This is a genomic window from Proteus sp. G4415 (assembly GCF_963896075.1).
GTDB lineage: Bacteria > Pseudomonadota > Gammaproteobacteria > Enterobacterales > Enterobacteriaceae > Proteus > Proteus mirabilis.
Genome location: NZ_CAWQOK010000143.1, coordinates 16,709 through 40,633 on the forward strand (window position 1 = coordinate 16,709; position 23,925 = coordinate 40,633).

Sequence of the window (23,925 nt, forward strand, 5' to 3'; positions counted from 1 at the left end):
CTTCTTCACTCTAAGTTAATGGTTACAAGTTACGTTTATTTTTTAGCCACTTCGATAATTACATTAGCGACTCGCTCAGTAGCATCCGTAATCGCAACACTTTGTGCTTTTTCTGCCATTAGCATTAGCTGATGTCTATCCCAATTTTCTAGGGTGTCAGCTATCGCTTCTGGCGTTAAATCATTCTGTTCAATAATACGCGCCGCACCGGCATTTTCTAATGGCAATGCATTCCAATATTGCTGTCTATCTTTATGTTGAAAAGGAACAAAAATAGCGGGTAACCCCGCAGCGGCAATCTCGCTAACTGTTAATGCACCTGAACGACATACAACAACATCAGCCCATTGATAAGCTTGCGCTATATCATCAATAAATTCAGTAACTTTATACTCAGATTTAACTGAATTTTTAGAAAATTCATTTTGATAGCGTAATTTGGTATCACTTTCGCTCCCTTTGCCGGCCTGATGCCAAATTGTAACTCGCTCTCCTAATAATCCAGCCACCACGGGCATTGTATGATTTAAGATACGCGCACCTTGGCTACCACCAATAACCAGCACTCGGACAGCACCTTCTCTGCCTTTTAATCTCTCTGCTGGGGCTTCAAGTGCTAAGACATCGTCACGAACCGGATTACCAACAACAGGCGCATTAGCAAACGCACCGGGGAATGCTTGTAACACACGTTTGGCTATTTTTGACAACCAACGGTTAGTTAAGCCTGCAATACCATTTTGTTCATGTAAAACAACGGGAATACCACAGCTCCATGCTGCAACACCGCCTGGTCCAGAAACATAGCCTCCCATGCCTAATACGGCATCAGGCTGATAGCGCTTCATAATCCGACGGGCTTGAAAAATCGCTTTTATAATACGAATAGGTGCCGCAATTAACGCTTTTACCCCTTTACCTCGCAGACCCGAAATACGGATATACTCGATTTCAATGCCATGCTTAGGCACTAATTGTGCTTCCATTCTATCCGCGGTTCCTAACCAACGAATATCCCAGCCTTGGGATTGCAGATAATGAGCAACTGCTAATCCAGGAAAGACGTGCCCTCCTGTTCCGCCGGCCATCACCATTAATCGGCGTTTACGTTCGCTCATTTAGGACTCCTTACAAACGCCTGAGCCTGTGCTAGGCGTGATTCATAATCAATTCGTAACAACATCACGATAGCCGTTGACATAATAATCAAACTCGAACCACCGTAACTAATAAGAGGTAACGTTAACCCTTTTGTTGGCAACATACCTGCTGCCGCACCGACGTTGACCAAAGTCTGGAAGGTAAACCAGATCCCAATCGAACAGGCTAAAAAGCCTGAAAAACGTTGATCGAGCAGCAAAGCACGGCGTCCAATTTGCATCGCACGAAAAGCGATGAAGAATACCATTAAAAGCACTAAAACCACACCGATATAACCAAGTTCTTCTGCTAAAATGGAGAAAATAAAGTCAGTATGAGCTTCAGGTAGATACTCCAACTTTTGTACTGAATTTCCTAACCCTTGCCCCAGTAGATCACCGCGTCCAAAAGCCATCAAGGATTGTGTTAACTGATAACCACTACCAAAAGGATCTTCCCAAGGTTCTAAGAACGAAGTGATACGTCGTACACGGTAAGGCTCAACAATAATTAACATCACAACAGCGGCAATACCTGTACCAATAATGGCGAGGAATTGCCAAATTTTTGCACCGGCTAAAAAAAGCAACGCTAATGTGGTCACAAACAACACGACCACCGTACCTAAGTCGGGTTGTAATAGCAGTAACACGGCTAATATTAACATCACCCCCATAGGTTTACAGAATCCCCAAAAATTGTTTCTCACTTCTTCTACTTTTCTCACCAAATAACTGGAGAGATAACAAAACAGTGCCAATTTAGAAAGTTCTGCCGGCTGAATACGTAAAGGCCCAAATGCAATCCAACGTGATGCGCCATTTACTGAACTGCCCACTGCCAATACCACGAGTAATAGCAAGATAGAACCAAACAGCATTAAGCTACTGTAGCGTTGCCATACCGCCATTGGCACTCGCATTGTCACTAATGCAAGGCAAAGGGCAACAATCATATAAATGCCGTCACGTTTAGCAAATAGAAAAGGATCTTCTGCTAAACGTTGTCCAACAGGCATTGACGCCGAGGTTACCATCACAAACCCGACAACCGCTAATCCGAATGTAAACCAGAGCAAAGTGCGATCATAAGGCACGAACGCGCTGTTATCTGTTTGATAACTTCCCACCAGCCACTGTTTTAATCTTCGCATTGCGTATACACTCATCAGCCAAGCTCCTGCGCTAAACGGGCAAACTCATCACCACGTTGTTCGAAACTTTTAAACTGATCTAGACTTGCACAAGCGGGTGAAAGTAGCACCATATCGCCAGTTTGCACTGTTGGTGCAAGTAATCGCATCGCCTCTTCCATAGTCGCGGTTAATTGTGAGACTTGTGGTCGTAAATTTGCCAATGCTTGACCATCTTGTCCGAAGCAATATAAGCGAATATTATCGCCACTGAGATAAGGTAATAGCGCGCTAAAATCAGCAGACTTACCGTCCCCACCTAACAACAGGTGCAAAGTCCCTTCTACTTCAAGCCCTCTTAAAGCTGCTTCTGTGCTACCTACATTAGTCGCTTTAGAATCATTGATCCAACGTACCCCATTATGGGAGTAAACTAATTGGAAACGATGAGCAAGGCCATGATAGGTGTTTAAAACAGCCAGTGATGCTTTACGAGAAATTCCCACCGCATCAGCTAACGCTAATGCGGCTAATGCATTGGTGTAATTGTGTTGACCAGAAAGGAACATCTGTGAAGTGGCAAGAATATTTTCACCATTTACGTTCAAGTAACGATTGGTATTATCCAGTTGATAATCCCCTTGTCCGATACCAAAACTCACACAACGTGCATCTTTGCCAGCTAAAGGCAATGTCAGAACATCATCTGCGTTATAGACACAGGTTTTAGCATTATCATAAATACGTAATTTAGCTTCACGGTATTGTTCTAATCCTAACGGATAGCGATTCATATGATCTTCGCTAATATTTAATACCGTGGCAGCCGCCGCTGTTAAGCTATAGGTTGTCTCTAATTGAAAGCTCGATAGCTCTAAGACATATAAGTCATAAGGCTGTGTTAATAACGTTAAAGCAGGTACACCAATATTGCCACCGACACCGACAGGGATCCCGTCAGCTTTAGCCATTTCCCCCACCAACGTCGTTACGGTACTTTTGCCATTAGAGCCTGTTATCGCAACAATAGGTGCTTTTGCCTCACGGCAAAATAGCTCAATATCACCGACAATTTCCACTCCATGATCTCGCGCTTCAACTAACTCAGGCGTTGATAACGCAATACCCGGACTTGAGACAATTAAATCAGCATCATTAAGCCATACTTGATGAAAACTCCCCGTATGATACTCAACATCAGCAGGTAGCTTATCTAAACCCGCGGGATGCTGGCGAGTATCTATCACTTTAGGTGTTACACCTTGGCGGATAAAAAAGTCAACGCAGGATAGACCGGTAATGCCTAGTCCCACGATAACAACTTTTTTCCCCTGATAATTTGCCATGTTAACGTACCTTTAATGTCGCTAAACCAATAAGGACTAACATAAGAGAGATGATCCAAAAGCGGACAATCACACGAGGCTCTGGCCAACCTTTTAATTCATAGTGATGATGGATTGGCGCCATACGGAAAATACGTTGGCCGCGCAGTTTAAATGAACCTACTTGTAAAATAACCGAGAGCGTTTCAACAACGAACACGCCCCCCATAATCACTAATAAAAATTCTTGGCGTAATAACACGGCGATAGTACCTAATGCACCACCTAATGCTAAAGAGCCAACATCACCCATAAAGACTTGGGCAGGATAAGTATTAAACCAAAGGAAGCCTAATCCCGCGCCGACAATGGCGGTACAAACAATCACCAATTCGCCTGCATGCATTAAATAAGGAATTTTTAGGTAGCTGGCAAAATTGACATTACCTGTAGCCCATGCAACTAATGCAAATCCAGCCGCTACAAACACCGTAGGCATAATGGCTAAGCCATCTAAACCATCGGTTAAATTTACCGCGTTACTGGTGCCAACAATGACAAAATAAGCCAGTAAGATATACAACATGCCAAGTTGTGGCATGACATCTTTAAAGAAAGGCACGACAAGTTGCGTTGCTGGGGTATCTTTACCAATCGCGTACATACTAAATGCAACCGCTAAAGCTAATACCGATTGCCAGAAATATTTCCAACGCGCTATTAAGCCTCGAGTATCTTTACGCACTACTTTGCGATAATCATCGATAAAACCGATGATGCCATAACCAATTAGCACCAAGAGTACACACCATACATAAGGATTATCTAATCGCGCCCACAATAAGGTTGATACAGCGATAGAAAATAGGATCATGATCCCACCCATGGTCGGCGTACCACGTTTGCTAAAGTGTGACTCAGGGCCTTCGTTACGCACCACTTGCCCGATTTGCATTTTTTGTAACCATGCAATTAAATGGGGTCCCATCCATAACGCAATAATTAATGCCGTCAATAAACCAACAATCGCTCTGAATGTCAGATAAGAAAACACATTAAAAAATGTATGATATTTAACCAAATATTCGGCTAGCCAAACTAACATTCAAAGCACTCCTTTAATGCGTTCACGATATCCTCCATTGCTGAGCTTCGTGAACCTTTTACTAAAACTGAAACAACATCATGCTGCTGTAATAATGGAATTAATTGGGTAAGCAAATCAGCTTTAAATGAAAAATGCTCACCGCCTTCATTTTCTTGACTAATAAACTGGCTGTAATGACCCACGGTTAATACCCGATCGATACCGACTTGATGGGCAAAACGTCCCACATCACGGTGACATTTTTCTGAATCCTCGCCTAGTTCAGCCATATCTCCAGCGACAAAGATTTTATATCCTGGTAATTGAGATAAAACTTGCAGCCCTGCCATCATCGACCCATCATTAGCATTATAGGTATCATCTAACACTATTTTTCCTGTTGTTAATTCAACAGGATAGAGTCTGCCAGGTACGGCTTTCAGTACCGCTAAACCTTGCTGAATATCCGTTAATGTCGCCCCTACCGACAAGGCTAACGCACTTGCGGCTAACGCATTGGCAATATTATGGCGACCAGGTAAAGGTAGGGTGATTGCTACACCCCCTTCTGGCGTATGCAATGTAAAATCGGTGGTGAGTTGATTAACAACGATATCCGTTGGGTAGAAATCGGCCTGAGTGTCTGCAGATAAAGAGAAAGACCACTGAGTTTGACGTGAGTTAAAATGCTGTTGCCATAGCGCAACATCATTACTTTGCTGATTAATAATGGCTGTGCCTTGCTCTTTTAAGCCAGTGAATATTTCACCTTTAGCTTGAGCAATCCCTTGTAAGGAACCAAAACCTTCAATATGTGCAGAAAAGAGATTATTGACCAATGCACTATCTGGTTTAACCATATTCACGGTATAGGCTATTTCACCAATATGGTTAGCACCAAGTTCAATCACGGCAAAACGATGTTCAGGGGTTAGACGAAAGAGTGTCAGGGGAACACCAATATCATTATTTAAATTGCCATGTGTATATAAGGTTTCACCACAGTGACGCAGTATCGAAGCCGTCATCTCTTTAACGGACGTTTTACCCGAAGAGCCCGTTAACGCCACAATTTTAGCATTGCTAAGCGAACGGATATAAGCGGCAATATGCCCCATTGCTAAACGGGTATCTTTTACGATGATTTGTGGACATTCAACATCGATTTTCCGATTAACTAAAACCGCAACGGCACCCTTTTGTTTGACATCAGCAATAAAGTCATGAGCATCAAAACGATCACCTGCTAAAGCAATAAACAGACATGCATCATCAATTTTACGGCTATCGGTAGAAATTGATTTGATCATTAATTGATTGGCTTGGCTTTGAGTAATAGTACTCAACGTGCCTTGAGTGACTTGTGCAATAGTTTCGAGAGAAAGCGCTATCATGCGATCACCCCCAATAACCGTGCAACAGTTAATCGGTCAGAATAATCAAGACGGCGAGTGCCAACGATTTGATAATCTTCGTGCCCTTTTCCTGCCACTAAGATCATATCAGCGGGAGAGGCTTGCATTACTACATTCGTCACGGCTTCTGCTCGACCTTCAATCGCTAATGCACGACCAGGATCCATTAACCCAGAAAGGATATCTTGAATAATGGCTTGAGGCTCTTCACTACGTGGATTGTCATCGGTGATAACCACTTTATCGGCAAACTGCTCTGCTACAGCTCCCATTAGTGGGCGCTTACCTTTATCTCTATCACCACCACAACCAAAGATACACCACAGTTTGCCAGTACAGTGTAAGCGTGCCGCTTGTAACGCTTTTTCTAAGGCATCTGGCGTGTGGGCATAATCAACGATCACCGTAGGACGATTATCCGCACTAAATACTTCCATACGACCACAAACGGGCGTTAATGCACTGGAAGCTTTAATCACTGCATCAAGAGGGTATTCAAGTGCCAAAAGTGTAGCTAAAGCACAGAGTAAGTTACTGACATTAAAAGCCCCCATTAATGGGCTTTCAATTTCACCTTCTCCCCAACTTGAATTAAAATGGATAGTGGCACCCGCATCATGGTAATTGATTTGTGTCGCTTGCACATAGCGTCCTTGCCAATTTGCCGGCAATTTATCCGCCATAGTCACCGCCACTGCATCGGGTAGATGCGTCAACCATTTATGCCCTACCGCATCATCAGCATTAATGATTTTTTCGCCACTATGGTGGGTCGAAAATAACAACCATTTAGCCTGTTCGTAATTGGCCATATCACCATGATAATCAAGGTGATCGCGACTTAAGTTGGTAAATACGCTGGCGACAAAAGGTAGCGCACTAACGCGCCCTTGAACTAAACCGTGTGACGAAACCTCCATTGCGGTAAAGGTAGCGCCTTGATTAACTAATTGCTGTAATTCTAATTGGATATCAACCGCTGAACCGGTTGTATTCATTGCCGGAACAATATGATCTAATAACCCATTGCCTACCGTTCCCATAACGGCACTGACTTCACCTAAACCTTGCGCCCACTGTGCTAACAATTGTGTTGTTGTCGTTTTTCCGTTAGTACCAGTGACACCAATCAGCTTTAATTTATTCGCTGGCTGATGATAAAAAATTCCTGCAAGTTTTGATAATTGACAATTTAGGTTTTCAATATAAATAACGGGTATACCATGACTTTCACGAATTTCGCCATGAGTAGCAATACCTTCAGCTTCCGCTAAAACAGCGCAAACACCTTGTGCAATTGCCTGAGGAATATAGCGTCTACCATCCGTTTCATGGCCTTTAATTGCCACAAACAGATCACCACTCGCGGCTTTTCGGCTATCGAGTGTCATGTCTTTAAGCGTTAAAGACGGTGCTTGTATCCCGAGTGCCCCTAATAGGTCACTTAAATTAGGATCTGCCACTTGTATCCTCTTTTTTATTAATCACTATTTCACTTTTATCGTCTGGCGTTAATGCATCAGGCTCTACATTCATCGTACGTAGAACCGCGCCCATAATTGTGCCAAACACTGGTGCAGAAACTGCACCCCCATAATATTTGCCCGCTTTTGGCTCGTTAATGATCACTACTAAGGCAAAGCGTGGACGGCTTGCCGGTGCAACACCGGCTGCATAAGAAATGTAGGCATTAATATACTTTCCATCTGGGCCGACTTTTTTCGCGGTCCCGGTCTTAATCGCAACACGATACCCTTTGATCGCAGCACGAACGCCACCACCGCCCGGTAAGGCGACACTTTCCATCATATGAACCACTGTTCTCATGACTTTTTCAGGAAAAACGCGAGTACCCGGTACAGGAGGGTCGACTTTAGTAATAGAAAGCGGTCGATAAATACCAAAACTACCGATAGTTGCATAGACACGCGCTAACTGTAATGGCGTTACCATTAGCCCATATCCGAATGAGAAGGTGGCCCTTTCAAGATCGGACCACCGTTGTTTTTTTATTGGAAATATGCCACTACTTTCACCAACTAGCCCCAAGTTAGTTGGTTTTCCGAGGCCAAAACGGGAATAAACATCTACCAGTTCAGACGCCGGCATCGCTAACGCAAGGCGAGATACCCCTACGTTACTCGATTTCTGTAAAATTCCAGTTATCGAAAGCTCACGATAAAGCGCAACATCTTTTATCTGATGACCACTAATTCGATAAGGAACAGTATTAATAACGGTATTTTCTTTAATAATATTATTGTTTAGCGCACTCATAACCACCATCGGCTTTACCGTAGAGCCTGGCTCAAAAATATCGGTGATAGCTCGATTACGCATCGCATCTTTCGGCGTTCCTGCTAAATTATTCGGGTTATAGGATGGGCTATTTGCCATCGCTAACACTTCGCCTGTATTGACATCAACCAAAACCGCCGTACCTGATTCGGCTTTATTTTCAATGACTGCATTGGTTAACTCTCTATACACAACAGATTGTAAACGCTCATCAATGCTTAACATTAAGTTGTGAGCAGCTTGGCTATCTGTTTGAGCGATATTTTCAATCACACGGTTAAAGCCATCTTTGCGTACAACTCGCTCTCCGGGGGCACCGGTAAGCCATTGGTTAAAGCTTTTTTCAACCCCTTCAATACCATCACCATCAATGTTTGTAACACCAATGATGTGAGCGGTCACTTCTCCTGAAGGATAATAGCGTTTGGACTCTTGGCGCATGTTTATCCCTTTGATTTTCAGCTTACTTATGTAATCACTAATTTCAGGATTAACTTGGCGCGCAAGATAGATAAAACGAGCGGAAGGTGTTGCAGAAATTTTTTGAGAAATTTGATTAACGGGAAGTTTTAATGCATCAGCAAGTGCTAACCAGCGTGAATCGGTCATATCAGGGTTAGCTTCTAACACAACTTTAGGATCAGCCCAAATAGCATATACAGGGACACTCACCGCCAATGGTCTTCCCATACGATCGCTTATCATGCCACGAGCTGTGGGGACTTTTTGCACACGTAAAGAGCGCAGATCCCCTTCGCGGATCAGGGGATCTGGGTTAATAATCTGTAAATAGGCAACTCGTATTAATAACGCCGCTAAAGCAATACCAATACCACCGCAAAGCAACGCAAAACGCCAACTCACAAATCCTGTTTTTTCTTCAGGTTTACGGAGTTTGGCATTTGACTTTGTCTTTGTCTTCGCTTTTGCCGAACGTGAAAATTTCATACTTGCCTTAATTATTTAGTAACCACAATATTCTCTTTAGTTGGATCAACATGAACCATGCCTAACTGTTCACTTGCAAAACGTTCAACTCGGCTATGGTCCGCCAATGCATTTTCCTCAAGGATCAAGTTGCGCCATTCAATATCCAATACATTTTTTTCTAACACTAAGCGCTCTTTTTCTGCTGTCAGTAAGCGTGTTTTATGTGCTGTCGTTACCACATAGATCGCGGAGATAATAACGGCGAAAAAAAGAATAAGTGGCAATTTGCCATGACGCAGTAAATCTTGTCCTATTACTCCCGGTAATGAATGGCGTTCAGTAGACATTTATTCCTCAATACGCTGTGCGACGCGTAAAACAGAACTTCGCGCTCGTGGATTCTCCTCAACTTCAACACCGGTAGGTTTCATTTTATGAATGCTACTCAGGCGAGCACTTCCTAGTGCTTTAATTTGTTCTTCTGTTAATGGGATCCCCGCTGGAACAACAGGCCCTTTACTTTCATCTCTTATAAAGCGTTTAACTAATCGGTCTTCTAAAGAGTGGAAACTAATCACCGATAAACGTCCTGCTGGCGCTAAAATAGACACGGCACCTTTTAATGCTTTTTCAATCTCATCTAACTCGCTATTGATATAGATACGGATCGCTTGAAAGCTACGTGTTGCAGGGTGCTTATGTCGCTCTTTTACTGGACTTGCTTCACTAATCAAATCCGCTAACTGTTTAGTACGTGTTAATGGCTCTTCAGTTTTATTACGCGCCACAATGGCACGGGCAATGCGTTTCGCGAAACGCTCTTCACCGAAGGTTTTTAGCACCCAAGTAATATCATCTTCTTCGGCATTCATTAACCACTGTGCAGCTGATTGTCCTGTGGTTGGGTCCATACGCATATCGAGTGGCCCATCACGCATAAAAGAGAATCCTCGTTCAGGATCATCTAATTGCGGTGAAGAAACGCCTAAATCTAATAATACGCCATCAACTTTGCCACTTAAACCTAACTCATTGATATAGTGTTCAATATTTGAAAAAGGCCCATGAATAATAGAGAATCGTGGATCATCAATTTCATTTGCCACTGCGATAGCTTGTGGATCTCTATCAATCGCAATGAGACGGCCTTGTTCACCTAATTGCGATAAAATCAGACGAGAGTGCCCGCCACGGCCAAAAGTACCGTCAATATAAATACCTGAAGGTTTAATATTCAGGCCGTTTACTGCTTCATCCAGTAATACACTGGTATGGCTAAAATTATTCGTTGTCATTATTTAAAGTGATAAATCCAATAGTCGTGTCGATAACGGTTCCTGTGAGGTTTGCTCTGCCAAAATGTCTTCTTTGATCTGTTGATACCAGACCTGTTCATCCCACAATTCAAATTTATTGAATTGACCGACTAACATGACCTCTTTGGTTAGCCCCGCGTGCTGTCTTAGCGTGCTAGCTAACAAAAGACGTCCTGCGCTATCCATTTGGCATTCACTGGCATGCCCAAGTAATAAACGCTGCACTCTTCGTTCGGCGGGATTCATGGAAGAAAGCGCCGCCAGTTTTAACTCAATTTTTTCCCATTCAGGAAGGGTGTACAGCAATAAACATGGCTGATTGAGATCAATGGTACAGACCATTTGACCTTCAGAAGCCTCGTTCAGCGTTGTTCGATAACGGGAAGGAACTGTTATTCGCCCTTTGCTGTCGAGATTAACGAGTGTTGCACCACGAAACATCCTCATTTCCCTCAGCGTTATAATTTACACCACATTATCCCACAAATCCCCACAAATAGAGTTTACGGATGGTATGAAAACGTTGTCAAGCCAGTTGTAGGACGCTTTATTGATATTTACAGTAATTTTATAATCTCATCGAAATGAACAAATTATCAGCAGGCTAAAAAAGCAGAATATTAACACTATGATTCCTATCGGTTATTTTTTATTTTTCTTATTTGTTCTCAAATAGTGATTATTTATAGAGATGAAAAAGGGAAAAATAAGATAAAGAAGTCATAAAAAGAAAATGACCTATTTAATGAGATAATGCCTATTTATTGTCGTTCATTTACCTTTAACCAACATAACAATACAAAGCCCTCTTTAAATTAAAAAACCGGCTTAATCTACTGAAAAAATAATGTGATATCATGTAGATAATTTTTTACTGTCTAGTTTTCTTTCTGCAAAGTTAATAAATAAATTATTTTATTTAAGTAATATCACTTATAGAAATATCAAAATTTCACCCGCGAATTAAACAAAACAGGATAAATTGTAAAAAAACGTTTAAGATTAATCTCAAATTTTATTTTATTTAAGTCACCCGACATTATTTAACCAAATAAACTATCCCTGCTTTAATTTAATAAAGCAGGGATAGTCATTATAAAAAATGCTGAGTCAGAAAGTGAACGCTAATTAACGAGTACGTCCTAAACTACCTCGGCGACATAAATCACGTCGAATACGCGTAATACCCGCTTGTGGTTTTTGCTCTTCTTCAAGACTTGCCAAAACCAGCTCTAATACACGTTGTGCAATATCACGATGTCGCTGAGCCACCGATAATACTGGACATTCGAGGAAATCTAATAATTCATGATCACCAAATGTAGCAATCACTAACTGCGTAGGTAAGCGTCCACTTCTTTGCAACGTTACATCCATCACACCTTGTAATAGCGCAAAAGAGGTCGTAAAGAGTGCATCAGGCATCGGGTTATTATTTAACCATTCCGAAAATACCTCCGCCGCCGCTTCTCGTTCATAACTATTCGCATAAAGATAAGTCACTTGTCGTGGTTCATCTTGCCACACACTACGAAAGCCCTGTTCACGTAAAAAACTGACTGATAGTTCGGGCAATGCGCCTAGATAGAGAACCGATTGAGAAGGAAAAGCTTTAAGCTCACTCGCTAACATTTTTGCGTCTTCTAAATCATCACCGACGACGCTAATAAAATGTTCACTCTCTAACGCCCTATCTAAGGCAATGATAGGCAACGAACGATTAGCCCAACGCTGATAAAATGGGTGCTCTGGGGGTAATGCCGTTGATACAATAATGGCATCAACTTGGCGTTGTAGTAGATGTTCTACACAACGAATTTCGTTGTCAGGTTGATCTTCTGAGCAGGCAATCAGCAATTGATAACCACGTTGACGCGCTTGTCGTTCAAGATAATTGGCAATTCTGGTATAACTGGTATTTTCCAAATCAGGAATAACCAAACCTATAGAACGCGTACGACCAGCACGTAATCCCGCGGCAACAGCGTTCGGGTGGTAATTGTGCTCTCTGACCACCGCCATCACTTTTTCAACAGTCTTGTCACTTACACGGTACTGTTTAGCTTTACCATTAATGACATAACTCGCTGTTGTTCGTGAAACACCAGCCAAGCGGGCGATTTCATCCAGTTTCACTTTAGCCTCTTCTAATTATTAATAGGGTATTTATTACATTATTGCTATGGTTTTCAGTCATCATGCTGATCTGAATCTGCATTTTAACACAATTTACTGATAAAACCGTATGCGTCAACGTTTCCGTTTATACCTTTTACCAATTACTTGCATTGTTACTGCCTATGACTTACCTAAAGTGCAATAAAAAAGCACCTTTACGGTGCTTTTTTGTCTGGTGATCACGACTCTTGATACATCTGCTCAATTTCATTTCGATAGCGTTCAGAAATTATTTTACGTCTTAATTTTAAGGTAGGTGTCAATTCTCCAGACTCCATCGTAAACCCTTCCGCTAATAGGGTAAATCGTTTAACTTGATGGAAACTAGCAAAATTACGTTGCATTTCACGCAAGCGTTCATCAAATAATTCTTTGATCTTAGTATGGCGTAATAACTCTATCCGATCGTGATATTTTAAATTTAATGCTCGAGCATGTTCTTCTAATGCATCAAAGCAAGGTACGATCAGTGCAGAAACAAATTTACGGGTATCTGCAATCACAGCGATATGCTCAATAAAGCGATCTTGCCCTAATGTACCTTCAATCATTTGCGGTGCAATATATTTTCCATTTGAGGTTTTCATAAGATCTTTCAAACGTTCGGTAATATATAACATCCCATCTTCATCTAATGCACCCGCATCACCGGTACGTAACCAACCATCTTCAGTAAACGCGGCAACCGTCTCTTCAGGCTTATTAAAATAACCTTTCATCACGATACTACCACGCACTTGGATCTCGTTTTCTTCGCCTATACGTACCTCAACCCCCGGTAACGGAGTACCAATAGAGCCTAGTTTATAATGGTTTTCTTCCCAACAAGATACCGTGGCACAAGTCTCTGTCATGCCATAACCATATTTAATATTAATACCCGCGGCTAAGAAAAAGCCGATCACCGCATCATCTAAACGAGCGCCTGCGGCAGGTAAAAAACGAACTCGCCCACCTAAAATTTGACGTAGTGGTTGAAGAACTTTTTTATCCGCAAAGCGATAACACCATTGAGATAGCACGCCTAATGAACGTCCAGCTAAGTGTGCCTGACGTTGTTTTTCACCCTGTTTAAGAGCCCATTTAAACATCCATTGGCGTAGTCGAGGTGCTTGAGAAACTTTCTCTTGAATGGCGCTATATACTTTTTCGTAAAAGCGTGGCACTGCACACATAACCGTTGGTTTTACTGCAGCCATTGCTTCCCTTACGGCATGGGTATCTGTGAGATAAACATTAATAGCCCCAGTATGCATAACATAGAAGCTCCATGCCCGTTCAAATACATGTGATAACGGTAAAAAGCATAATGAAACATCTTTATCCGATAATGAAAGGCGCTGATCATGCAGATAAAGTTGAGAAGCCAGATTGGTGTAATCAAGCATAACACCTTTAGGCTCACCTGTTGTACCCGAGGTATAAATCAGCGTAAACAAATCATCTAAACAACATTCATCAATACGTTGTTGTAGCAGAGAATCATATTGAGATTGACAGTCACTGATTAAGTTTGTCAGATGATAAGAAGGTATTGTCGGATTTAAAACGACCTGAGAATTAAACACAATAATATGTTTAAGTTGCGGGCATAATAGCGCTAACTCAGAAACAACGTCATATTCCTTTTGGTCACCAACAAAAAGAATACGAATATTCGCATCGTTGATGATATAAGCGGCTTGTTCCACACTACTTGTTGCATAAAGAGGAACTGTGACAGCACGCAACTGCAAAGTAGCAATATCGGCAATAGACCAATCAATGCTGTTTTGGGAAAAAATCCCCACATTTTCTTGAACAGCCACGCCCATATCGAGTAATGCATTTGAGAGTGCACGTGTTTTCTTTGCTACTGACGCCCATGACATGGCGATTTCAGACTTAGCATCCCACTGACGATAAGCCGTTTTTTCCCCAGAAGATGAAAATTGCATCTGCAATCTTCTAATTATATGATAATCATATAGATTATTATTATTTATCATGATTTTCCTGTTATTTATGGAAAAGCGTAGGAATAATTAAGTTGAAATAAAGAATAATGTCATCTTCTAATTTCAGCTTACACCTGTTCGCTGACTTATCTGAAAGTCTAAGTGATCCGCAAAAATAAAGGAATCTAATTTTACATAAATTTGTAAAATTGTGAGTCATGAAAAGTTTTGTCAATTTCATCATACTAATGAAAATGTAAAAATGAGCCTGAACACTTTGTGAACAAACAAAGTATTAACAAGAAAAATATAATAAAATCAAAAGTTAATTATAAAAATTTATTCATTTACAAGATTAATAACAGAGAAAATAAAGAAAAAAATCGATTAGATGACAATAGTTGCAGCTGATAGGGATAGGATAACAATTAGGGCAAAAATAGTGACAGCTACCCAAGAGACTTATCTTTATTATTTACTATTAAAGAATATCTTTTATTGGTTATTAGCAGTAAGCTAACGTTATCTGCCACTATTTCTGCATAATTAGCATAGAGTGCTAATTATGAGTGAATCACTCTTAGTTTTGACAAACCTCACTAAGTAAATTTTTCATCCATAAATGGCCTTTATCTCGTGCCGTTGACTCATGCCAAATTAAATAGCATGGACGTTCTACCTTCTCCCAAGGTAATGATATCGCCTTAATGTTCAATTGTTCTGAATAGCTTTCAACTAACCATCTAGGCGCAATAGCGACCGAATAAGTTTTTGAGACTAGATTTAATACACTATTTAAATCAGTACCTTCATAAGTAATTAAATCTTCTAACTCTGTATTCTTATAATAAGCCGCACTAAAAGACCCCACATCTTCTAAAGAAACAATAGAATGATGCTCATTTAATAACATCTCTTCAGTAACGCTTTCTTTAATTCGTGGGTGTTGGTTAGAGACAGCCAAAACCACTTCATCATTGAATAAAGGGTGTGAATGAAACTCTGGTTTATCAAATTGTTTATAATTAATAAAGAACTCAACTTCCTGATATTTTAATTGGTGTTCAATATTACTATTCAAATAAGACTTAATATTTACATTAATATTAGGGGTTTTATTTTTTATTCTCTCTACAATTTTTGGCGCTAACTTGATATCTAATGGACTGCAAATAGATAAGCTAAACACACGATCACTTTGTTCCGGTTCAAATCCCGCCCCTGGCAATTCATTATGGACTAATTGTAATGCTTGTCGAACAGGGCCAAATAATTGTTTGGCTCTTAATGTTGGTTGAATACCTCGGCCATACCGAACAAATAACTCGTCATTAAACATGATCTTAAGACGAGAAACTGCATTACTGACTGCCGGTTGAGACATACCTAACACCTGTGCTGCTCGTGTGACATTTTGCATTTGCATAACAGCATCAAACACCGTTAATAAATTAAGATCAACATTACGTAAATGCATATCTGCTGACTCTTTATTGGTCGTTGTTGCTGATGTGTAATCCGTCATTTTTTACTCCACTATGTTATTATAATTGGCGAATTAAAACTTATTAATAATATAAAAGCATATTAATAAATTATATATCTAACCATGACTGTAACTTTTATAAAAATATTACTACTTATTATTCATCATCCATGTACATCACAAAATGTATAACACAAACACCAAAAAATAATTCATCTTTATATTAAAGAGAATAAATTGACATTTAAATTACATATTAATGAAATGATTATACCGATATATATTACAACCTGTTTTACCTTATGCCTTGCAAATAATAAAACAAAATATGATAAAAATCATAATAAAATAATAAAATCTATCACCTTACAGGACACTTTCAGAACTATTACAGTCACCACGGTAATAATTTTTATTCTTATATTCAAAATGTTGCTCAAATTTATTGATATTGTTGTTAACTACAACCGCTCATCCCCCTGATAGTTAGTTGTTCAAAAAAAAAGCAAACAATTGTTTAATTTTTTATTTCACTCCCCGAGAGCGATTATGTGAAACATTAACCTAATCAATGATTGTTTGATAGATATAATCATTACTAAAAATTTAGATATTAGTCAGAATTACTAAGAATAAAATATAATTCACACATCAAAACAAATTAAAAAATTCCAATGCTTGACATGATGATTGGTATCCGGTATCAATAAATAAACATTATTAAGAACAAATGTAAGGATGTTTCATGTTAAACGCAATTTTACTATCAAGCCTACTACTATTCGCAACATTGATGCGCGGTCGGCTGATGGGTAAAAAATGAAACATACCTACCCTTAGAGAAAAACCCGCGCTAATCGCGGGTTTTTTTATACCTGGGAGAGCGCAAAAAACGAAATAAAAAAGTATAAGGAACAGATTATGAGCAACAATGTGATTATTTTTGACACCACATTAAGAGATGGCGAACAAGCATTACAAGCTAGCTTAAGCGTAAAAGAGAAGTTACAAATTGCTTATGCCTTAGAACGTTTAGGTGTAGATATCATTGAAGCGGGTTTTCCTGTCTCTTCCCCAGGGGATTTTGAATCTGTACAAACCATCGCTCGAGAAATTAAAAATAGTCGCATTTGTGCGTTAGCTCGCTGTGTTGATAATGATATTGACGTTGCCGCAGAGTCATTAAACATTGCCGAGGCATTTCGTATTCATGTTTTTTTAGCCACCTCCGCTTTGCATGCTGAACATAAGTTAAAAAAATCCTTTGATGACATTATTGAAATGGGAACACGCTCAATTAAACGCGCCCGACGCTATACTGATGATGTTGAGTTTTCTTGCGAAGATGCGGGGCGTACCCATATTGATAATTTATGTCGCATTGTGGAAAGTGCCATCAACGCGGGCGCAACAACCATTAATATTCCAGACACCGTAGGTTATACCACGCCTTATCAATTCGGTGGCATTATCACTAATTTATTTGAACGTGTACCTAATATTGATAAAGCGGTGATCTCCGTTCATTGCCATGATGATTTAGGTATGGCTGTTGCAAACTCTATTACCGCAGTACAAGCAGGTGCAAGACAAGTTGAAGGGACTATCAACGGCTTAGGTGAACGAGCCGGTAACTGCGCTTTAGAAGAAGTGATTATGGCGATAAAAGTACGTGAACAAATGATGAATGTACAAACGCGTATTAATCACAAAGAGATCTACCGTACCAGCCAGTTAGTCAGTCAATTATGTAATACCCCTATTCATGCCAATAAATCCATCGTTGGCTCAAATGCCTTTGCCCACTCCTCTGGTATTCACCAAGATGGCGTACTGAAAAATCGTGAAACTTACGAAATTATGACACCTGAATCAATTGGTTTAAAAGAGGTGCAATTGAACTTAACGTCTCGCTCTGGTCGAGCTGCGGTAAAACACCGTATGGAAGAGATGGGCTATCGCGAAACAGATTATAACTTAGATTCTTTATATGCCGCTTTCTTACGTTTAGCTGATAAAAAAGGTCAAGTTTTTGACTATGACTTAGAAGCATTGGCTTTTATGGGGCAACAACAACAAGAGCCTGATGAGTTTGTAATGAACTATTTTAATACTCAATCCGGCTCCTCAACAGTTGCCACGGCCAGTGTCAGCATTAGTCGTAAAAATGAAGAAATCACTGAAGCAGCAACAGGAAATGGTCCCGTTGATGCTGTCTATCAAGCTATTTCTCGTGCTACAGGTTATCCCTTAAAACTGGTGACTTATCAATTAACAGCCAAAGGTGAAGGACGAGATGCATTAGGACAAGTTGATATCGTAGTTGAATACCAAGGACGTAAATTTCATGGCATGGGATTAGAAACTGATATCGTCGGTTCATCCGCCAACGCCATGATGCATGTTATCAACAGTATTTGGCGTTCAGAGCAAGTCGAAATAGAAAAACGCAAACACCATACAACACAAGAAGCGGTTTAATCATTATGTCTAAACATTATCATATTGCAGTATTGCCCGGAGATGGCATTGGCCCTGAAGTTATGGCGCAAGCACAAAAAGTGATCGATGCGGTAAATAAACGATTTTCACTGAATATCACGACCAAAGAGTACGATATTGGTGGTATTGCTATCGATAATCATGGCACACCATTACCGGCAACCACCTTAGCTGGATGTGAGCAAGCTGATGCGATTTTATTCGGCTCTGTGGGGGGGCCTAAATGGGAGCATTTACCGGCAGATCAACAACCGGAACGTGGCGCATTATTACCTTTACGTAAACACTTTAAATTATTCTGCAATCTGCGCCCAGCTCGTTTATATAAAGGTTTAGAAGCTTATTGTCCATTGCGTGCTGATATTGCACAACGCGGTTTTGATATTTTATGTGTTCGTGAATTAACTGGGGGGATCTATTTCGGTCAACCTAAAGGCCGTGATGGTGAAGGTCGCGAAGAGCGTGCTTTTGATACCGAGGTTTACCATCGCTATGAAATCGAACGTATTGCTCATTTTGCTTTCAAATCAGCGCAAAAACGTCGTTATAAAGTCACGTCGATTGATAAAGCCAACGTTTTACAAAGCTCTATTTTATGGCGTGAAGTCGTCACTGAGGTCGCTAAGCAATACCCTGATGTGACCTTGCAACATATGTATATCGATAATGCGACAATGCAATTAATTAAAGATCCAGCGCAATTTGATGTATTGCTGTGCTCCAATATCTTTGGCGATATTTTATCAGACGAATGCGCCATGATCACCGGTTCAATGGGCATGTTGCCCTCTGCAAGCGTAAATGAAGCACATTTTGGTTTATATGAACCCGCAGGTGGCTCCGCACCAGATATTGCCGGTAAAAATATCGCCAATCCAATAGCACAAATTTTATCAACCGCCCTATTACTGCGTTATAGCTTTAATGAAGATAAAGCAGCCCAAGCCATTGAAGAAGCAATTACAAGAGTACTAGCAACAGGCTATCGCACCGCAGATTTAGCGGGAGAAGGAAACGCAATAACAACCGCAGAAATGGGTGATCATATCGCTCAGTTTATTCAAGAAGGGGCATAACATGGGTAAAACATTATATCAAAAAATTTACGATGCACATGTTGTCAGAGAAGTAGCGAATGAAACACCTATTATATATATCGATAGACATTTAGTGCATGAAGTAACTTCACCTCAAGCTTTTGATGGTTTAAGAACCAAAGGTCGTGCTGTTCGTCAACCCAACAAAACCTTTGCCACAATGGATCACAACGTTTCAACTCAAACCAAAGATATCAACGCCTGTGGTGATATGGCGCGTATTCAAATGCAAGAGTTAATGAAAAACTGTCAAGAATTTGGTGTGACCTTGTATGACTTAAATCACCCATATCAAGGAATTGTTCATGTTATGGGGCCTGAACAAGGCTTAACTTTACCAGGCATGACAATTGTTTGTGGCGACTCACATACAGCAACACATGGTGCCTTTGGCGCATTAGCTTTCGGTATTGGCACTTCTGAGGTTGAGCACGTATTAGCGACACAAACCTTAAAACAATCACGTGCTAAAACCTTAAAAATCGAAGTACAAGGCAAAACAGCCAATGGCATCACGGCAAAAGATATCGTATTGGCGATTATCGGAAAATTGGGTAGTGCGGGAGGTACGGGGTATATCATTGAATTTACGGGAGAAGCTATTGAAGCTTTGAGTATGGAAGGGCGAATGACGTTATGCAATATGGCGATAGAGATGGGGGCAAAAGCAGGCTTAGTTGCTCCTGATGAGACTACATTTGCTTACTTAAAAGGACGTCAATTTGCCCCTCAAGCCCCATTGTGGGATGAAGCTGTCGCCTATTGGAAAACGTTAAAGTCGGACGAAGATGCTATTTTTGATGCTACTGTGACGATTAATGCCGCAGAGATTGCACCACAAGTGACTTGGGGGACGAATCCGGGACAAGTGATTGCTATTGACCAAATTGTTCCGCGATTGAACAGTTTTAACGATCCTGTTGAACGAGCTAGCGCCGAAAAAGCCTTAGCTTATATGGGATTAACTGAAGGTGTTAACTTAACTGATATTACAATAGATAAAGTTTTTATAGGCTCTTGCACTAACTCTCGTATTGAAGATTTACGCGCAGCAGCAAAGATAGCTAAAGGGCATAAAGTCGCCTCCCATGTACAAGCAATTGTTGTTCCCGGCTCAGGCCCTGTTAAAGCCCAAGCAGAAGCAGAAGGTTTAGATAAAATTTTTATTGAAGCCGGTTTTGAATGGCGTTTACCCGGTTGCTCAATGTGCTTGGCAATGAACAATGACCGATTAAATCCCGGAGAGCGTTGCGCATCGACCAGCAATCGTAATTTTGAAGGTCGCCAAGGTCGTGGTGGCAGAACTCATTTAGTCAGTCCGGCAATGGCCGCTGCCGCCGCCATTCATGGGCATTTCGCTGATATTCGCACTTTTGCAACAGTATCATAAAGGAGACCCTAATGAATAAATTCACACAACACACTGGAATTCCAGTACCTTTAGATGCTGCCAACGTGGATACTGATGCGATTATTCCCAAACAATTTTTACAAAAAGTCACTCGCACAGGATTTGGTAAACACTTATTTCATGATTGGCGATTTTTAGATGATGAAGGCACCCAGCCTAACCCATCATTTATTTTAAATCAGCCCATCTATCAAGATGCTTCTATTTTATTGGCGCGCGAGAATTTTGGTTGTGGATCTTCTCGCGAACATGCGCCTTGGGCGCTCACAGATTATGGCTTTCATGCGGTGATCGCGCCGAGTTTTGCTGATATTTTTTACGGCAATTCCTTTAATAACCAGTTATTGCCAATCAAATTAAGTGATGAGCAAGTTACCCAGTTATTTGATTGGGTAACAGAGCATGCTGGTACGCCTATTACCGTTGATTTAGTTGCCCAACAAGTGATCGCCGGTGAATTATGCTTCTCATTTGAAATCGATGCATTTCGCCGTCATTGCATGATTGAAGGATTAGACAGTATCGGATTAACGTTACAACACCAAGCAGAGATAAGTGCTTATGAAGCTAAACAACCTGCTTTTATGCGTTAATCACTGACTCAATTACCTTATTTCACTGTTTGTTATCTGTAAAAATTTAAACTTTGTCATTCTCGCCGCTATTTACCTCGCGGCATTTTTTTTCAGTAAAACGTACAAAAAAGCCAGTGAACTATTATCACTGGCCGGTAATCACCGCATGCTCAAAGGGGGAGTCTGTTAGTATTCATAATTTGTGATAACTAACATAAGAGCTAACTTTAAACACAAACATTATCGGTCTAATATAAGGAAATTAAAATTGATCACTTTAATAAGGGATTTCCTCTTTTATGACATCACCCCGCTTAGAGTTGCAATTTATTCGCTTATGGCAAGCTTTTGAGGGAAAAGAGACTGAAACCACATTACAAGAGCTTGCTGAAACATTACATTGCACTCGTCGCCATGTGCGTTCGTTACTAAACAAAATGCATCAAACTGGTTGGATAGATTGGCAAGCAGAAGTAGGAAGAGGAAAAAAATCCACCCTGACTTTTCACTCTAACGCCTTTGACATCCAACAAAGCCGAGCAGAGCGATTACTGAAAGAAAATGATATAGAAAAGCTCGTTGCACTGATGGGCGATAAAGACTCGTTACGGCAAATGGTGCTTTCACAGATTGAAAAAAGCTTTCACCCTAGCCAACAACGTCTACGAATAATTTACTATCGCCCTTTTCGTAATTTATTACCCGGTACGCCGCTTCGGCGCTCTGAATTACATTTAATGAGCCAAATATTTAATTCATTACTTCACTTAAAAGAGGAAAATGGGGAAGTCGAAGCAGAATTAGCCCATCACTGGCAGATGATCAGCGAGCAACATTGGCGCTTTTATTTACGCCCTGCTATCTATTTTCACCATGGACGAGAATTAACCATAGAGGATATCAGCACCTCTTTAATGAGAATGAAAGTCTGCAATCCACTTTATGCACATATTGAGAAAATAACCTCACCGCAACCTTATGTTATTGATATTTATTTAACCGTACCGGATAAACAATTTGCCACCCTATTAGGTAGCCCACAAGCAGCGATCTTACCCCAAGAATGGCGAACTCTCGCTAATTTTTCTCAGCACCCCATTGGCACAGGGGCATACCAAGTGATGAGCAATGATCAACATAAACTGCAAATCAAAGCGTTTGATCGCTATTTTGGTTTACGCGCACTATTAGATAACATCGATATTTGGGTGGTTCCTGAATTAAAAGACAAAATGGTTTGCTCTACCCTTCATTTAACCGATGATGATACTCATAACAACTCACTGGAAAGCCGCAAAGAGGAAGGCTGTTATTTTTTACTTTACGATAGTCGCTCAACACAATGCCAACAACCTGAGATCCGCGAATGGCTTAGTAGTGTATTAACACCGGTGAATATGTTGGCCCATTGTGCGCCCTCTTATCAACGCCATTGGTCACCTGCTTATGGTTTATTGTTACACTGGCACCATAGCAAACTGATCCCACCGCATACTAAACCCGCTTCACTCACAAAACTGACCATTACACTGTATAAAGAGCACCACGAATACAGCACTATTGCTGAACTGATCAAAAAAATCTTATCTGACTATGATATCGAATTATCTATTCAAGTGCTTGATTATGAACAGTGGTATTATGGTGATGCAAAGAGTGATATCTGGTTAGCTACCGTCAATTTCTATAAACCGCTCGAGTTTTCTATTTTTGCAGCACTTTATGAACTGCCCCTATTTCACCAGTGCATGGGTGAACGTTATGAAGATGCCCTAGCCTTATGGCGTCAAAAAGTATTACCGCTTGAAGAGTGGTGTCGCCAATTAACACAAAATAATTGGCTTTTCCCGTTATTTCACCATTTACTTGAATTACAAGGGCAACGTACGATACGCGGTGTAAAAATGAATACCTTTGGTTGGTTTGATTTTAAATCGGCATGGTTTATACCTGATTTAGAAACGCCCCCATTAAAATAGCGTTTTCACTTATAATTATGTTAATTCACAGAAACCCGCAAAGTTATAAACACCAACAGTAAGGTCTAGGGGATTTATTCACTTTTTCTGTGGATATCTATGTGAAAAAGAGTGAGA

General features: G+C 40.6%; 18 protein-coding genes. 5 read left to right on the forward strand and 13 right to left on the reverse strand.

Going from position 1 to position 23,925, the window contains the following annotated elements; genetic code table 11:
- Positions 1 to 35: 35 nt before the first annotated feature.
- The 13 genes from murG to leuO all read right to left on the reverse strand — a co-directional run bounded on the left by murG (position 36) and on the right by leuO (position 16,283).
- Complete coding sequence (murG, locus tag AACU95_RS15335) at positions 36 to 1,118, reverse strand: undecaprenyldiphospho-muramoylpentapeptide beta-N-acetylglucosaminyltransferase (RefSeq protein WP_004248561.1); 1,083 nt, start codon at positions 1,116 to 1,118, stop codon at positions 36 to 38.
- A complete protein-coding gene (ftsW, locus tag AACU95_RS15340) occupies positions 1,115 to 2,308 on the reverse strand; it encodes a cell division protein FtsW (RefSeq protein WP_004244117.1) in 1,194 nt (397 codons plus the stop codon). The genes murG and ftsW overlap by 4 nt, the downstream gene beginning before the upstream one ends.
- Positions 2,308 to 3,618 carry a UDP-N-acetylmuramoyl-L-alanine--D-glutamate ligase gene (gene murD, locus AACU95_RS15345; RefSeq protein ID WP_004244118.1) on the reverse strand — a complete coding sequence of 437 codons (1,311 nt, stop codon included), beginning with the start codon at positions 3,616 to 3,618 and terminating at the stop codon, positions 2,308 to 2,310. Before murD ends, ftsW begins: the two co-directional genes overlap by 1 nt.
- Position 3,619: 1 nt before the next feature.
- Positions 3,620 to 4,702, reverse strand: coding sequence for a phospho-N-acetylmuramoyl-pentapeptide-transferase (gene mraY, locus AACU95_RS15350; protein ID WP_004248563.1), 1,083 nt, complete (start codon positions 4,700 to 4,702; stop codon positions 3,620 to 3,622).
- Positions 4,696 to 6,078, reverse strand: coding sequence for a UDP-N-acetylmuramoyl-tripeptide--D-alanyl-D-alanine ligase (murF, locus tag AACU95_RS15355; RefSeq protein ID WP_141191990.1), 1,383 nt, complete (start codon positions 6,076 to 6,078; stop codon positions 4,696 to 4,698). Before murF ends, mraY begins: the two co-directional genes overlap by 7 nt.
- Positions 6,075 to 7,562 carry a UDP-N-acetylmuramoyl-L-alanyl-D-glutamate--2,6-diaminopimelate ligase gene (gene murE / locus AACU95_RS15360; protein ID WP_004244121.1) on the reverse strand — a complete coding sequence of 496 codons (1,488 nt, stop codon included), beginning with the start codon at positions 7,560 to 7,562 and terminating at the stop codon, positions 6,075 to 6,077. The genes murF and murE overlap by 4 nt, the downstream gene beginning before the upstream one ends.
- The gene (gene ftsI, locus AACU95_RS15365) at positions 7,549 to 9,345 is read right to left on the reverse strand and encodes a peptidoglycan glycosyltransferase FtsI (protein WP_004248565.1); all 1,797 of its coding nucleotides are present in this window, start codon (positions 9,343 to 9,345) and stop codon (positions 7,549 to 7,551) included. Before ftsI ends, murE begins: the two co-directional genes overlap by 14 nt.
- A gap of 11 nt (positions 9,346 to 9,356) precedes the next feature.
- On the reverse strand, positions 9,357 to 9,674 hold the full coding sequence (gene ftsL / locus AACU95_RS15370; RefSeq protein ID WP_004244124.1) for a cell division protein FtsL: 318 nt from the start codon (positions 9,672 to 9,674) through the stop codon (positions 9,357 to 9,359).
- Entirely contained in the window at positions 9,675 to 10,622 is a 948-nt protein-coding gene (rsmH, locus tag AACU95_RS15375) for a 16S rRNA (cytosine(1402)-N(4))-methyltransferase RsmH (RefSeq protein WP_004244125.1), read from the reverse strand.
- A gap of 3 nt (positions 10,623 to 10,625) precedes the next feature.
- The gene (gene mraZ, locus AACU95_RS15380) at positions 10,626 to 11,084 is read right to left on the reverse strand and encodes a division/cell wall cluster transcriptional repressor MraZ (protein WP_004248567.1); all 459 of its coding nucleotides are present in this window, start codon (positions 11,082 to 11,084) and stop codon (positions 10,626 to 10,628) included.
- 687 nt (positions 11,085 to 11,771) lie between these two features.
- Entirely contained in the window at positions 11,772 to 12,779 is a 1,008-nt protein-coding gene (gene cra, locus AACU95_RS15385; RefSeq protein ID WP_126402866.1) for a catabolite repressor/activator, read from the reverse strand.
- 221 nt (positions 12,780 to 13,000) lie between these two features.
- On the reverse strand, positions 13,001 to 14,809 hold the full coding sequence (locus AACU95_RS15390) for an AMP-dependent synthetase/ligase (protein WP_017827191.1): 1,809 nt from the start codon (positions 14,807 to 14,809) through the stop codon (positions 13,001 to 13,003).
- A 529-nt stretch (positions 14,810 to 15,338) separates the two neighbouring features.
- Entirely contained in the window at positions 15,339 to 16,283 is a 945-nt protein-coding gene (leuO, locus tag AACU95_RS15395; RefSeq protein WP_004244135.1) for a transcriptional regulator LeuO, read from the reverse strand.
- Positions 16,284 to 17,165: 882 nt separating this feature from the next.
- Here leuO and leuA point away from each other — a divergent pair.
- The 5 genes from leuA (at position 17,166) to sgrR (ending at position 23,808) form a co-directional block, all read left to right on the forward strand.
- Positions 17,166 to 18,725: a 2-isopropylmalate synthase gene (gene leuA / locus AACU95_RS15400; RefSeq protein ID WP_004244137.1), complete on the forward strand. Its 1,560-nt coding sequence runs from the start codon at positions 17,166 to 17,168 to the stop codon at positions 18,723 to 18,725.
- A 5-nt stretch (positions 18,726 to 18,730) separates the two neighbouring features.
- Positions 18,731 to 19,822 (forward strand): 3-isopropylmalate dehydrogenase, encoded by a 1,092-nt coding sequence (gene leuB, locus AACU95_RS15405; protein ID WP_004244138.1) that lies wholly within the window; start codon positions 18,731 to 18,733, stop codon positions 19,820 to 19,822.
- Position 19,823: 1 nt separating this feature from the next.
- Complete coding sequence (gene leuC, locus AACU95_RS15410; RefSeq protein WP_004244139.1) at positions 19,824 to 21,233, forward strand: 3-isopropylmalate dehydratase large subunit; 1,410 nt, start codon at positions 19,824 to 19,826, stop codon at positions 21,231 to 21,233.
- 11 nt (positions 21,234 to 21,244) lie between these two features.
- The gene (leuD, locus tag AACU95_RS15415; RefSeq protein WP_017827192.1) at positions 21,245 to 21,847 is read left to right on the forward strand and encodes a 3-isopropylmalate dehydratase small subunit; all 603 of its coding nucleotides are present in this window, start codon (positions 21,245 to 21,247) and stop codon (positions 21,845 to 21,847) included.
- Between the two features lie 281 nt (positions 21,848 to 22,128).
- Positions 22,129 to 23,808, forward strand: a complete 1,680-nt coding sequence (sgrR, locus tag AACU95_RS15420) for an HTH-type transcriptional regulator SgrR (protein WP_049203018.1) — start codon at positions 22,129 to 22,131, stop codon at positions 23,806 to 23,808.
- The last annotated feature ends 117 nt before the right edge of the window (positions 23,809 to 23,925 follow it).